Annotated in this window: 7 protein-coding genes and 1 pseudogene; 2 read left to right on the top strand and 6 right to left on the bottom strand. The window is 60.6% G+C overall.

The annotated features are described in order from the left end of the window. Positions 1-236 precede the first annotated feature (236 nt). From GO999_RS00040 to GO999_RS00030, 3 genes and pseudogenes are all read right to left on the bottom strand, one after another. Positions 237-2,351, bottom strand: a complete 2,115-nt coding sequence (locus GO999_RS00040; protein ID WP_211906424.1) for an N-6 DNA methylase — start codon at positions 2,349-2,351, stop codon at positions 237-239. 30 nt (positions 2,352-2,381) lie between these two features. Continuing rightward, complete coding sequence (hsdR, locus tag GO999_RS00035; protein WP_211906423.1) at positions 2,382-4,760, bottom strand: EcoAI/FtnUII family type I restriction enzme subunit R; 2,379 nt, start codon at positions 4,758-4,760, stop codon at positions 2,382-2,384. Positions 4,761-4,831: 71 nt separating this feature from the next. Next, positions 4,832-5,113: pseudogene (locus tag GO999_RS00030) on the bottom strand (recombinase family protein); the annotation flags it as partial. A gap of 188 nt (positions 5,114-5,301) precedes the next feature. Between GO999_RS00030 and GO999_RS00025 the strand changes: the two are divergent. Beyond that, positions 5,302-6,315 carry a hypothetical protein gene (locus GO999_RS00025; RefSeq protein WP_211906422.1) on the top strand — a complete coding sequence of 338 codons (1,014 nt, stop codon included), beginning with the start codon at positions 5,302-5,304 and terminating at the stop codon, positions 6,313-6,315. Further along, entirely contained in the window at positions 6,245-6,823 is a 579-nt protein-coding gene (locus GO999_RS00020; RefSeq protein ID WP_211906421.1) for a hypothetical protein, read from the top strand. Before GO999_RS00025 ends, GO999_RS00020 begins: the two co-directional genes overlap by 71 nt. 484 nt (positions 6,824-7,307) lie before the next feature. Here the strand turns inward: GO999_RS00020 and gyrB are convergent, their stop codons facing one another. From gyrB to dnaA, 3 genes are all read right to left on the bottom strand, one after another. Further along, entirely contained in the window at positions 7,308-9,836 is a 2,529-nt protein-coding gene (gene gyrB / locus GO999_RS00015) for a DNA topoisomerase (ATP-hydrolyzing) subunit B (protein WP_211906420.1), read from the bottom strand. 136 nt (positions 9,837-9,972) lie between these two features. Next, positions 9,973-11,088 carry a DNA polymerase III subunit beta gene (gene dnaN, locus GO999_RS00010; protein ID WP_011003320.1) on the bottom strand — a complete coding sequence of 372 codons (1,116 nt, stop codon included), beginning with the start codon at positions 11,086-11,088 and terminating at the stop codon, positions 9,973-9,975. Positions 11,089-11,365: 277 nt separating this feature from the next. After that, the gene (gene dnaA / locus GO999_RS00005; RefSeq protein WP_011003321.1) at positions 11,366-12,934 is read right to left on the bottom strand and encodes a chromosomal replication initiator protein DnaA; all 1,569 of its coding nucleotides are present in this window, start codon (positions 12,932-12,934) and stop codon (positions 11,366-11,368) included. Positions 12,935-12,964: the final 30 nt, after the last annotated feature.

Here is a 12,964-nt window from a genome sequence, read left to right as displayed (position 1 = left end):
GTTTGCCAAGAAAAATTATTGGATTGCGAACGTCAAAGAAAAGCGGCTTCCCACTGGGAAGCCGCTTCGGTATTGGTGCGGCTGCAGACACCGAAATCAGCCGCGCAGCCCGCCAAAATAAAGGCAAGCCCCCAAAATCGCAAAGGCAAATACCAACAAGTATCTAGCCTGCAAGCACAAGGAAGCATGGAGCGTCATGCGCATCGTTGGCATCCCCGTGCACCATACCCCGCCGATTACAGGTGTTCGGGTAGGAACACTTCCCGCCGTATCGCATCAAGTGCCGCACCGGCCTGTTCCGCGAGCTTCAGCGTGCGCAACCGCGCAGACTCGATTCGTTGGCACAGCGCCGCAAAGCGATGTTGCACTGCCTCGTCATCTGGCACTGGAATAGAGATTTCGGCCAGCTTATCGTAATAGAGCCTGAACCTCACGCTGCCCTTGGTCTTGTGCTTGATCTCATGCCGCCCGGCTTCGCTGCGAAGGTAGTGGTAGACGTACTCAGGTACCAATCCCGGCAGGCACCGAAACACGACGTAGTCAGGACTCGTGATGCCAGTCGACTCGGCACTCGATGCAACCCCGATAGACCCGATATTAATCCGCATCGGGTTGTAGGCAAGGTATCCCAAGCGGACTAGCTTGTAGCGGTCCACCTGCTTGCCGATAGCACCTTTTGGCTTACAAAATCCTTCGGCATTGGAAACACCGAGAAGCCTGACGTCAGGTGTGTAGTCGCCTCCGATCCTGTCGTCGCACTCCGCTGCGAGCGTGCCGAGTTTCCGAAGCGGCGCGTGCCGCAACAGTTCGGTGATCTCGGCCACGTCCGCGCGCAGCGACTCGGTTTCAGAAGCGAGCGAACCAAAGGAGTGCGAGAGGGTCTGCAGACGGCCATCGGCTGCCTGGTGCTTCGTGAGCACCATGCGGGGATTTTTGAGGTCAAGATTGAGTGTTGCATCCAGCTCGGACCGCTGGACGGTCCAGCACGTTTCGGCCAGTGCCGGCTCGGCTGGCAGCTTGCCGGTCCGAACGCAATCTAGGTAGGGCGAAAGCCACTCATATAAGAACGGATTCGTCTTGCTTAGGGTGACGCCCTCAGCGAGCTGTGGCTCGCAGAACAGGACCTGCTCGGTAGGTCCCCCGCGCTCAAATAAGAGGATGTTGGTCTTGATATCGGTGTAGGGCGCGAACACGTTGTGTGGCAGCCGAAGCACTGCTTTCAGCGTGAACTCGTCGAGCAGTTCCTGCCTTATCCGCATTGCCACGCCTGGCGAAGACAAGGTCCCGTTCGGGACCACAACGGCGGCCCGGCCGGGCCGAGGCTTGCGCTTCAGCCGTCGCATAATGAGCTGCAGAAAGAGCAGCGCCGTCTCGGAGGTGCGCTTGTCCTCGGGAAAATTTCCTTGGATACCGCGCTCTTCCTGACCGCCGAACGGCGGATTGGTCAGAATCACATCGACCCGATCCTTGTCGCCGATCTCACGAAGGGGGAAGCGCAGGCTGTTGCCTGAGTCGATCTGCGGGCTTTCTAGGCCGTGCAGCAAAAGATTCATCTGTGCAAGCAGGAATGGCAGCGGCTTCGGCTCTCCGCCAAAGACGCTCTTGGTCTGCAAGATGTTGCGATCCTGGACAGTCTTGCATTGCCTTTCAAGGTGATTGAACGCTTCAACAAGGAAGCCGCCGGTGCCGCAAGCCGGATCGAGGACGACTTCGCCAATGTGCGGGTTGAGAGCTTCGACCATAAAGCGCACCACGGGCCTCGGAGTGTAAAACTCCCCAGCATCACCTGCTGCATCGCGCATTTCCTTGAGCATCGCCTCATAGAAGCGGCTCAGTGTGTGAATCTCTTCGCTGGCATTGAAGTGGATACCGTTGATCTTATCGACTACGTCACGCAACAGGTATCCATTGAGCATTCGATTCTGAATACCGCGAAAGACACTTGCGATCACGTCACGACGGTCCCCTTTACTATCACCTTGGAGCGTTCGGAGATAGGCGAAGAGGCCCAGGCCCTTTGTGCCATCAGGACGAACCGTTTCCTCCTGGTTGACAAAGGCAACCAGCTCCGTGCCAGTGATGCCACCGTCTTTTGCCGCCCAGTCACGCCAGCGGTAGGGCGGTTCTATAGCCGCGCGGAAGGGCTTGCCTTTTAGTGTCGCGCTCGTCTCATGGACCCGTTCAAGATCATCAAGAAACTTGAGAAACATGATCCAGGTCAGCATGGGAATGCGATCTGCATCCCCTGAGAGGCCCTTGTCTTTACGCATGATGGCGCGCGCGGACTTGAGGATGGCCCCGAGCTGTTGCGATGTGGTCTGCGGGACTACCCTTTTCTTGATACTTGGCATTGCTGTGGTTCTTGTCTTGGTAAGTAGTTTTTATGGCGCGTAGAGGAGCGCTTGCAAATTGTCGATTGCGGATTTGAGCTGCGGAGCACCGCCGAACAGCCCTGCGATCTCCATGACGTTGCCGTATGTCGAGAACGGCTGGATCAGCAACACGTCTGGCAGGACAAGCTGTTGAGGCCCAAACTCGCAGTATTTGTCGAGAAGGCTTGTCAGAATAGCCCGGGCCGGCGGCCCGTACTGGTCAAAGAAGTCCGGCCTATTCTTGCGCAGGCGGTCAGCTCGCTCCTTGCGCGTGCGAAGCGGTGCATTGAAAGCGAGGTGACAAAGTAGGTCGAAAGGGTCGGCGCCAGGCTGGCCTGAAGCCTCCACCAGGGCCTTGAATTCAATACCCCGCTCCGCGAGCGCGAGCACCACGGCCTCACGTTTCAGCGGATCGGCCCATTGATCCTTTAGCTCATCGACAGACCTGAACAGCGTCCTAACCTTTTCCGCCGTGTAGTCCGTGTACTGGACAGCTCGCAGTTGCTTGCCGTCAGCGTCAAGCTCATAGACAACGTGAGCGGAAATGGTGACGTTCCCTCCGTCCACGTAGAACTTGCGGACCACGTCTTCGCTCTCATCCCTTCGCTGCCGTCCTTGGCCGCCGGCCCTGCTTACCTGGCCATCGCTGTCGAGTGGTAGTTCGGAGCCATCGTCCCCGCCGTTGACGACATTGCCATCCTGGTCGATGTCCTCCTGATCCTCGATCTCCGGGTAGCCATCGAATGCGGGGTCGGCGAACTTTTGAGTGGCCGAGCCGGTATAGTCAATGATGTTGAAGTATTGCTTGCCGTAGTCCTCGCGCAGGCGAGTGCCACGTCCGATGATTTGTTTGAACTCGCTCATCGAATTGACGACGCGTGCGAGAACGACGTTCTTGCAGGTCGGCGCATCAACGCCGGTCGTGAGGAGCTGCGAGGTCGTGAGGATCACGGGGGTCGTCGTTTCAAGTTCCTGAAAGCGGCCTAAGTGACCCCTGCCGATGTCGCCCTCTTCCGATGTAACCCGGGCGACGTAGTTGGGGTACTGCTTGACGAGGTCCTGATTACGGTTCGAGATTGCACGCCGCATCTCGTCAGCGTGCTCCTGGTCCACGCAGAAGACGATGGTCTTCGCGAAGCGGTCAGTGCGCTTCATGAAGTCCGTCAGGTGCTGAGCAATGGCCTCAGTGCGAGCCCGCAGCGCGACGACACGCTCGAAGTCCTTGGTTCCGTACTCGTCGTCCGGAATCTCATGACCGTAACGGTCTCGCTGCCCCTTGGACGGGCGCCAGCCGGTGGCATCTACCTCAGTGACAACTCGGTGCACGCGGTAAGGCGCGAGGAACCCGTCGTCAATGCCCTGCTTGAGGCTGTAGGTGTAGATCGGATTGCCGAAATACCGGTAGGTGTCGCGATTGTCGTCACGCAGCGGCGTCGCCGTCATGCCGAGTTGATACGCAGGCGCAAAGTACTCTAGAATTTCGCGCCAGATGCTCTCATCGCGCGCACTGCCGCGATGGCATTCATCAATGACGATCAGGTCGAAGAAATCGGGGGCGAACTCCCGGTAGAGGCCGGGCCGGTTTTCGTCTTTGGCGATGGCCTGATAAATGGCGAAGTACATCTCACGGCTCTTGGTAACTTTGCCATTTTCGATCTTGTAGCGGGCATCACCGAAGGGCGCGAAGGTCTTGTCCTTAGGGTCATCAATGAGAATGTTTCGGTCGGCGAGAAAAAGGATGCGTGGCTTCCTATGTTCATTCGCCCGATTCCACCGACTGCTCCAGAGCTTCCAGCAAATCTGGAACGCGACAACGGTCTTGCCCGTTCCCGTCGCCATGGTCAAAAGCACGCGGTGCCTGCCCGTCAGAATCGCCTGAACTGCACGGTTAATCGCGATTTCCTGGTAGTAGCGCGGCGCGATAGCTTCGGAGAGGAGCGAAGCGGTCAGAAGCTGCTGGGCCTTTTCATCGCTCAGCCCTGCATCTCCTCGAAGCCTTTGCCAAAGCTGGGCCGGTGTCGGGTACGTAGACAGGATTGTCTCCGCCCCTGTGATGTAGTCGAACTCTATTATCTCGTGGCCGTTGGTCGCGTAGGCGAATTTAAGGCCGAGAACTTCAGCATAGTCCTTAGCCTGTTGAAGCCCAGTCCCAGCGGGAACGTCCTCGGGCTTAGCCTCTACCACTGCAATACTGAAATCACGCGTGTACCGCAAGAGGTAATCCGCGCGCTTCTGCGGCCCCTTGGTGACGGCCCCTCCCGTGGCAAGGATGCGGCCATCCGTGAAGACTTTCTGTTCATTCAGAGAATGGGGAGGGCTGTCCCAGCCTGCGGCTTGGAGTTTTGGCGTGACGTAAAGGCGGCACGTGTCAGCTTCGTTCAGGGCCATCAAGGTACCTTCGCATCGGTCTCCGTTCTCTCAAAATTCTCTCACAGGAACAAGAGGCAGCCCAATTTTGCCCGGGTACCCGCCTGCTCAAGGTCCTCGACCGTTGCGCGCACGTCTATCGAGTTGCGCCCGAGCCGATCCAGTTTGGTCACCACCAGCACATCGCCTGATTCCAGACGATCGCGCAGCTTGGCGAAGCCCAGGCGTTGGTTTGCCGCGACCGATCCGGAAACCACCTCTGCCACAACGCGGCGGGATTCGATGTTGAATCCTGCCGCGCGTATCTCACGCTCTTGGTTCTCTGTGGTCTGCTCGGCTGTAGACCCCCGGCAGTATGCAAACACTCTGGTCATTACGCCTCCATGTACCAAGACGACGTACGAAACATTAACCGAGTGTACGAATGGGTCAAGCAGGTATTTGCACAGAGCTGCTGGGAATGTTCAAAAAAGACCGATATTGAACAACTGCACACCAATTCAGCTTGACTGACGCACCGTATAATCGGGCACCACAAGACGGAAGAACAGGACCAGCCAGAATGAACAGATTTCAGCGGGCTATCGGTTTTTTCGACGCGCACATAGTGGCTGCGTCAAATACGTTCGACGCGCCGCCAACCATATCGACCGGCCGAGCCCTACAACTTATCCTGGCGATTCCCGAGGCCGAGCGCTACAAGAAGTACAGCAACGGCGACGAAATCTTCTATATCCGGGACTGGTACCAGAACGGCGACGATCACCACATTTTGGTCAATAAGAGCGATCGACTGCTCTCTGATCCGCGCTTCTCCAATCCGCTCGCGCACTCGTGGCGCACGGTCTCGCGACGACCGGACGAGGGCTTGGATTTTTCGTGTCACATCCTCATACGTGCGAACGACGATCCGCTCGGGCAGGCTCAGACACTGATCGAAAACGCGACCGGTCTAACCGTCTCCGCAATTCAACGATTTTTTAATGCGCTCATGCGTGACGCCGCCGACATTGAACCCGCAGCGTTTACCTTCAACCACCCGGATGGTTTGAAGAGCTACAAGGCGCGGTTCATGTTCCGCTTCGATGGGCATCCCGCAGACGATTTGATAGATGATCTTGAAGCCGGCTCGATCGGCGGGATCGAACTCATTACGGCCCGCGACGAGGACGCCGCACTTGACACGCATGGGTATGTCCGCGAAGTTAAAAAAAGCCTCCAGGTACGGCTGGCGAACATCGTCGAACGTGGAACACGGGTCGCGACACTCCGCAATTTCCTGAATGGCAGAAGTCGCAACTTCGAGCAGGCACGGATACGATTCACAAGCACGGACGGTCAAACGCGTCAGGTGACCGTAAATACGGGTGATTTCTCAGTGGGCATGGACACGGTCTTTGTGAAACGCATGATCATCAAAGATTTCACCACACCACTGGAGCAGTCATACACGAAGCTCGACGCGGAAATCATCCAAAAAATGCGCCAACTTGTGGGCCTACAAAATGTTCACCTACCACCTTCTGCGCCCGTTCTCCTACTGGACGATCAAGTTCAACAGGAAGGCGCTGCTTGACTGGGGTTATCCGTTCGTAGCTGCTGCGCTCACCGCCGCAGTCGTGTTTGGTCTATCCCGCTACCAGCATGTGACGATTTTTGGCGATTCGGGATTGATTGCAAAACTCATCTCGTTTGTTCAAAACCTGCCGGGGTTCTATATCGCCGCGCTGGCTGCAATCGCGACGTTCAACCGCGTGGACATCGACCGCGCGATGCCAGCCCCTACGCCAAAGATCAATATCCAGCTCAGAGGACAGACGGTCGCTATCGAGCTAACTAGGCGGCGGTTCCTGTGCGCGCTGCTGGCCTTCCTGACGGCCGAGAGTCTGCTCTTGATTCTGTCGGGCATCCTTGCGCTTGTGGTCGCGCCGTCGGTGAAAGCCGCCATTCCCGCTCAGGCGCAGCCTTGGATTGTCGTCGCCTCATCGACTATCTACCTGGTGTTCTTCTGGCAGATGCTCATCGTAACGTTCCTCGGACTCTTTTATCTCGGCGACAGGATTCATCAGCCCGACGACCAATAAGATCAGCGGTCGAGAGATCGACAGCGCGCACCGACAGTGTTCTCTGATCACCAGCGCCGATCAAACTCACTGATGGGAACCTTCACCCAGCCCGAATGGGGAGGCGCGTTAGTGCGAAAGAGGTGTCGACGCACAGGCGGGTAGGCTCGCCACCATCAATGCAGCGACGGCGCGCACCTCGGCGCACAGCGAAACTGCGCCTGCGGCACGGCCACCCAAGCCGGATGCGGCGCACCCGCCAGCAGGTCAGCGGCCGTGCAGCAATGGGCGGACTGGGTATCAGTTGGCGTCAGCGCCTCCGCCCATGTGTCGGGCAACGCTTCGTCGGCAAGGAACGCCGCCCACTTGTCTGGGTAGCGCTCCCGCGCGTGGATCAGCAGATGGGCGCGGCGAGAGACAGGGTAGGCAACCCACAGCAATACACCAGCCCAGATCGCTTCACTTATTTGTGAATAACATCAACTTTTCTGAGATCCTACATATGTCAAACATCAATATTCCGCGCCACCAACGCATTACTCTCAATAAAGTTCCGCCGCGGCTCGACGTCGTCACCCATCAGCGTAGTAAAGATCTGATCCGCCGCAATAGCGTCTTCAATCTGCACCTTGAGCAGTCGCCGCTGCGTAACATCCATGGTGGTCTCCCACAGCTGCGAGGGGTTCATCTCCCCCAGCCCCTTATAGCGTTGGCGACTAATCCCACGCTCAGCCTCACCCAGCAGCCAGGTAATCGCCGCATGGAAATCCGTCACAGCCTGTTCGCGCTGCTTGTCGCCGGTGCCACGCCGCACCTTGGCCCCCTCCCCGATCAACCCCTGGAAAGTCTGCGCAGTCTGCGACAGCGTGGCGTAGTCGGCGCCGGCCACGAAGTCGGCATCGATATGTGACAGGCGCTGGTTACCGTGCTGGCGGCGCACGACCATCACGCGATACTTCTCATGCTTCTCGTCGTACTGCATGAACGCATCCGCCGTCGCGCCGCCGTTGGCGTTGCTGGCATTGCCCTGCATCTCCAGCAGCCGCGCCTTGAGCGCCTTGGCGCTGGCTTCGGCGCCCGCTTCGCTGGACAGGTCCAGCGCCACGCCTTCGGCAATGGCGCGCAGCGCATCCGCATCGATCACGCGCGACAGCCGCTCGATCACGGCGCGCGAGAACTGGTACTGCCGCGCCAGCTCGGCCAGCGCGTCGCTGGCGATCTCGGTGCCGTCGGCGCGCACCAGGATGGCGGTGTCGAGGGCCTGGCGCATCAGGTAGGCGGCCATCTCGACGTCGTCCTTGATGTAGCGCTCTTCCTTGCCGTGCTTGATCTTGTACAGCGGCGGCTGGGCGATGTACACGTGGCCGCGCTCGATGATCTCGGGCATCTGGCGGTAGAAGAACGTCAGCAGCAGCGTGCGGATGTGCGAGCCGTCCACGTCCGCGTCGGTCATGATGATGATGCGGTGGTAGCGCAGCTTGTCGAGGTTGTAGTCGTCCTTGCCGATGCCGGTGCCCATGGCGGTGATGAGCGTGAGCACTTCCTGGCTGGAGAGCATCTTGTCGAAGCGCGCGCGCTCCACGTTCAGGATCTTGCCCTTGAGCGGCAGGATCGCCTGGAACTTGCGGTCGCGGCCCTGCTTGGCCGAGCCGCCTGCGGAGTCACCCTCGACGATGAACAGTTCGGACAGCGCCGGGTCTTTCTCCTGGCAGTCGGCCAGCTTGCCGGGCAGGCCCATGCCGTCGAGCACGCCCTTGCGGCGCGTCATCTCGCGGGCCTTGCGGGCGGCTTCGCGGGCGCGGGCGGCTTCGACGATCTTGCCGCAGATGATCTTGGCGTCGTTGGGCGTTTCCAGCAGGAAGTCCGTCAGCGCCTTGGCCACGACTTCTTCCACCGGCAGGCGCACTTCGGACGAGACCAGCTTGTCCTTGGTCTGCGAGCTGAACTTGGGCTCGGGCACCTTCACCGACAGCACGCAGGTCAGGCCTTCGCGCATGTCGTCGCCGGAGGTTTCGACCTTGGCCTTCTTGGCGATCTCGTTGTCGGCGATGTACTTGTTGATGACGCGCGTCATCGCGGCGCGCAGGCCGGTCAGGTGGGTGCCGCCGTCGCGCTGCGGGATGTTGTTGGTGAAGCAGAGCACCTGCTCGTTGAAGCCGTCGTTCCACTGCATCGACACTTCCACGCCCACGCCGTCTTTCTCGCCCGTGGCGTTGAAGACGGTCGGGTGCAGCACGGTCTTGTTCTTGTTGATGTACTCGACGAAGCCCTTCACGCCGCCCGAGAAGGCGAAGTCTTCTTCCTTGCCGGAGCGCTGGTCGGTCAGCTTGATGTGCACGCCGTTGTTCAGGAACGAGAGCTCGCGGATGCGCTTGGAGAGGATCTCGTAGTGGTACTCGACGTTGGTGAAGATCTCTTCGTCGGCCAGGAAGTGCACTTCGGTGCCGCGCTTGTCGGTGGTGCCCGACACGCGCAGCGGCGACACCTCGACCATCTTGCCGTCCGGCGCCTCGGCCGGCTCCAGCAGGCGGTTCTGCGGAATGCCGCGCGCGAAATCCATGTGGTGCACGCGGCCGTCGCGGCGCACCGTCAGCTTGAGCCACTTCGACAGGCCGTTCACGCACGACACACCCACGCCGTGCAGGCCGCCCGACACCTTGTAGCTGTTCTGGTCGAACTTGCCGCCGGCGTGCAGCTCGGTCATGACGATCTCGGCCGCGCTGCGCTTCGGCTCGTGCTTGTCATCGAACTTGATGCCGGTCGGGATGCCGCGGCCGTTGTCGATCACGGAGATCGAGTTGTCGGTGTGGATGGTGACGTGGATCTCGGTGCAATGCCCCGCCAGCGCCTCGTCGATGGAGTTGTCCAGCACCTCGAACACGAGGTGGTGCAGGCCGGTGCCATCCGACGTGTCGCCGATGTACATGCCCGGCCGCTTGCGCACCGCCTCCAGGCCTTCCAGGATCTGGATCGAGGCGGCGCCGTAGCTGCTGCTTTCGGCGGGTGTGGATTGCGGTTTCTGCTGTTCGGTCATGTCGTTCTGCTCGCAGCCATGGGCGTCGGGCGCACATGGCGGGGTTGCTTAAAAACGGCGAAGGGGCGGATCGTTCCGATCCAGCCCCTCGTCTTGTTTTCGATGTTTCTGTCGCGGCTTCGCTGGGCGGGCCTCGTCAAATCCGCATCGGCATGACGACGTACTTGAAGGTGTCGTCGTCCGGCAGGGTGATGAGCGCGCTCGAGTTGGAGTCGCCCAGGCTCACCTGCACCTTTTCGGCCTTGAGGTTGGCCAGCACGTCCAGCAGGTAGGTGACGTTGAAGCCGATATCCAGCGCGTCGCCCTGGTAGTCGATTTCGAGTTCTTCCTGCGCTTCTTCCTGGTCAGCGTTGGTGGAGCTGATCTTCAGGACGTTGGTGTCGAGCATGCAGCGCACGCCCTTGAACTTGTCGGTGGTCAGGATGGCCGTGCGCTGCAGCGCCTGCTGCAGGAACGCGCGGTCGATCGTGAAGCTGTTGCGGTACCCCTTGGGGATCACGCGCTGGAAATCCGGGAACTTGCCCTCGACCAGCTTGGAGATCAGCTCGATGTTGCCGAAGGTGAACTTGACCTGGTTCGAGGCCAGCTGCACCGAGACGGGATCGTCCACGTCTTCCAGCAGGCGCTGGAGCTCGAGAATGGTCTTGCGCGGGATGATGACCTCGTGGCGCCCGCCCGCGCCGGCGGGCTGCTCGCCCGTCTCCACGCCGCAGTACGCCAGGCGGTGGCCGTCGGTGGCCACGGCCATCACCTGCTTGCCGTCCACCACCAGCAGCATGCCGTTCAGGTAGTAGCGGATGTCCTGCTGGGCCATCGCGAAGTGCACCATCGCCAGCAGGTGCTTGAGCGTCTTCTGCGGCAGCGTGATGCGCGCGCCGAAGTCGTTGGCCTCGGCCACGGTGGGGAATTCTTCGGCGGCCAGCGTCTGCAGCGCGAAGCGGCTCTTGCCGGACTGCACGCTCATGCGCTTGTCGTTGAGCGTGAGCGCGACTTCGCCGTCGGGCATCGCGCGCAGGATGTCGACCAGCTTGCGCGCGGCCACCGTGGTGGCGATGTCGCCGTTGCCGGCGCCGCAATCGGCGTGCGTGGTGATCTGGATTTCGATGTCGGTGGACAGGAAGGAGACCCGTTCACCGTTCTTGCGGATCAGCAGGTTGGCCAGGATGGGCAACGTGTGGCGGCGCTCCACGATGCCGCTCACGATTTGCAGCGGACGCAGCAGGTTGTCTCGCGAGGTTTTGACCAATTGCATGTAGCGATCCTTGTTTCTAAGGTGAAACCGCGCGCCCCTCGCCCGGCTGGGCTGGCGGGAGCCTTTGCGATCAACTCCAAATCGTGTTGTAAATCAAGGAGTTAATCTCAAATTATACCGGAAAAGCGATGGCGCTGGAAGCACGCCCGGCACACGGCAAATATGTCTATTGTGCATGAAAAGACGCCCGCATTGGAGCGGGCGCCGATGGAGGGCTGATTCGGGCCGGATGGCGCCGCCATGCGGTCTGGCGGCGGCGCGCTCATCGCCCGGGCACTCAGCCCTTCAGCGTCTGCTCCAGCACGTGCAGCTCGTGGTTGAGCTGGGCGTCCTTGCTGCGCTCGTCGGCGATTTTGCGCACCGCGTGCAGCACCGTGGTGTGGTCGCGTCCGCCGAACAGCTCGCCGATCTCCGGCAGGCTCTTCTGCGTCAGCTCCTTGGCCAGGTACATGGCGATCTGGCGCGGGCGCGCGATGTTGGCCGGCCGCTTCTTGGAATACATGTCGGCGACCTTGATGTTGTAGAAGTCCGCGCAGGTCTTCTGGATGTTCTCCACCGAGATCTGCCGGTTCTGCACCGTGAGCAGATCCTTGAGCGCCTCGCGCGTGACCTCGATGGTGATTTCCTTGCCGTGGAAGTTCGAGTACGCCAGGATCTTGCGCAGCGCGCCTTCCAGCTCGCGCACGTTCGAGCGCAGGTGCTTGGCCACGAAGAAGGCCACCTCCTCCGGCACCGTCACGTTCTCGGCCTGCGCCTTCTTCATCAGGATGGCGACGCGCATCTCCAGCTCGGGCGGCTCGATGGCCACCGTCAAGCCGGAGTCGAAGCGCGAGATCAGCCGGTCATCGATGCCGGTGATCTCCTTCGGGTACGTGTCGCTGGTGATGATGACCTGCGCGCGGTTGGCGATCAGCGCCTCGAACGCATAGAAGAATTCTTCCTGCGTGCGGTTCTTGCCCGAGAAGAACTGGATGTCGTCGATCAGCAGCAGGTCCAGCGAGTGGTAGTAGCGCTTGAAGTCGTCGAACGCCTTGCGCTGGTAAGCCTTCACTACGTCGGAAACGTACTGTTCTGCGTGGATGTAGCGGATACGCGCGCGCGGGTTCTCCATCAGCATGAAGTTGCCGATGGCATGGATCAAGTGGGTCTTGCCCAGCCCCACCCCGCCGTACAGGTACAGCGGGTTGTACGACTTGCCCGGGTTGTTGGCGACCTGCACGGCGGCCGCGCGCGCCAACTGGTTGGCCTTGCCGGTGACGAGGTTGTCGAAGGTGAGGATGGGGTTCAGCCGTGAGCGCTCGTGCACGGTGTCATCCACCGGGGCGGCGGGCGGTGCGCTCAGGCCACCCATCACGGCGGGTGCGGCCGGTGCCGGCACGCGGTACGACTGGGTGCTGGCCTCGGCGGCGTCCATGACGGGCACGTCGATGTCGGCCGCCGCATGGGCGGCCGTGGCCATCGGGGTTTCGCGGTAGGGCGCCATTGTGGGGCGGGCCGGCGCTTCGCGCGGCACAGCCTGGGCCTGCATCGTTTGCGCAGCCAGCGGCTGCATCGGCATCGGGGCCAGTGCCGGCTGCATGGCGGCCTGGCGCTGGCCGGCGGTCGGGTCGAGCACGAACTGCACGTCGACCTGCATCTCCCAGTAGTCGCACGCGAGCGACTGAATGCGGCCCGAAAACTGGCTCTTGACCCAGTCGAGCTTGAAACGGTTAGGCGCGGCAATCCGCAGCATGCACGCCTGCTCGTCGAATGACAGCGGCGTCAGCGGCTTGATCCACGTCTTGAATTGTTGCGGAGTCAGCTCGCTCTCGAGCTGGGCGGACGCCGCATGCCAAAAATCCTGCATCGTTATCGTTTGGTGTTTGCCCGGCGCCAC

This window comes from Ralstonia nicotianae, from assembly GCF_018243235.1.
GTDB classification, from domain to species: domain Bacteria; phylum Pseudomonadota; class Gammaproteobacteria; order Burkholderiales; family Burkholderiaceae; genus Ralstonia; species Ralstonia nicotianae.
Note: the sequence above shows the minus strand (reverse complement) of the source record. Positions and strands in the feature narration are given on the sequence as shown.

What these genes read in the sequence shown, in the direction of transcription:
- GO999_RS00040 (WP_211906424.1), bottom strand. Translation starts at nt 2,351, where the DNA reads ATGCCAAGTATCAAGAAAAGGGTAGTCCCGCAGACCACATCGCAACAG.
- GO999_RS00020 (WP_211906421.1), top strand. Translation starts at nt 6,245, where the DNA reads ATGTTCACCTACCACCTTCTGCGCCCGTTCTCCTACTGGACGATCAAG.
- dnaN (WP_011003320.1), bottom strand. Translation starts at nt 11,088, where the DNA reads ATGCAATTGGTCAAAACCTCGCGAGACAACCTGCTGCGTCCGCTGCAA.
- hsdR (WP_211906423.1), bottom strand. Translation starts at nt 4,760, where the DNA reads ATGGCCCTGAACGAAGCTGACACGTGCCGCCTTTACGTCACGCCAAAA.
- GO999_RS00025 (WP_211906422.1), top strand. Translation starts at nt 5,302, where the DNA reads ATGAACAGATTTCAGCGGGCTATCGGTTTTTTCGACGCGCACATAGTG.
- gyrB (WP_211906420.1), bottom strand. Translation starts at nt 9,836, where the DNA reads ATGACCGAACAGCAGAAACCGCAATCCACACCCGCCGAAAGCAGCAGC.
- dnaA (WP_011003321.1), bottom strand. Translation starts at nt 12,934, where the DNA reads ATGCAGGATTTTTGGCATGCGGCGTCCGCCCAGCTCGAGAGCGAGCTG.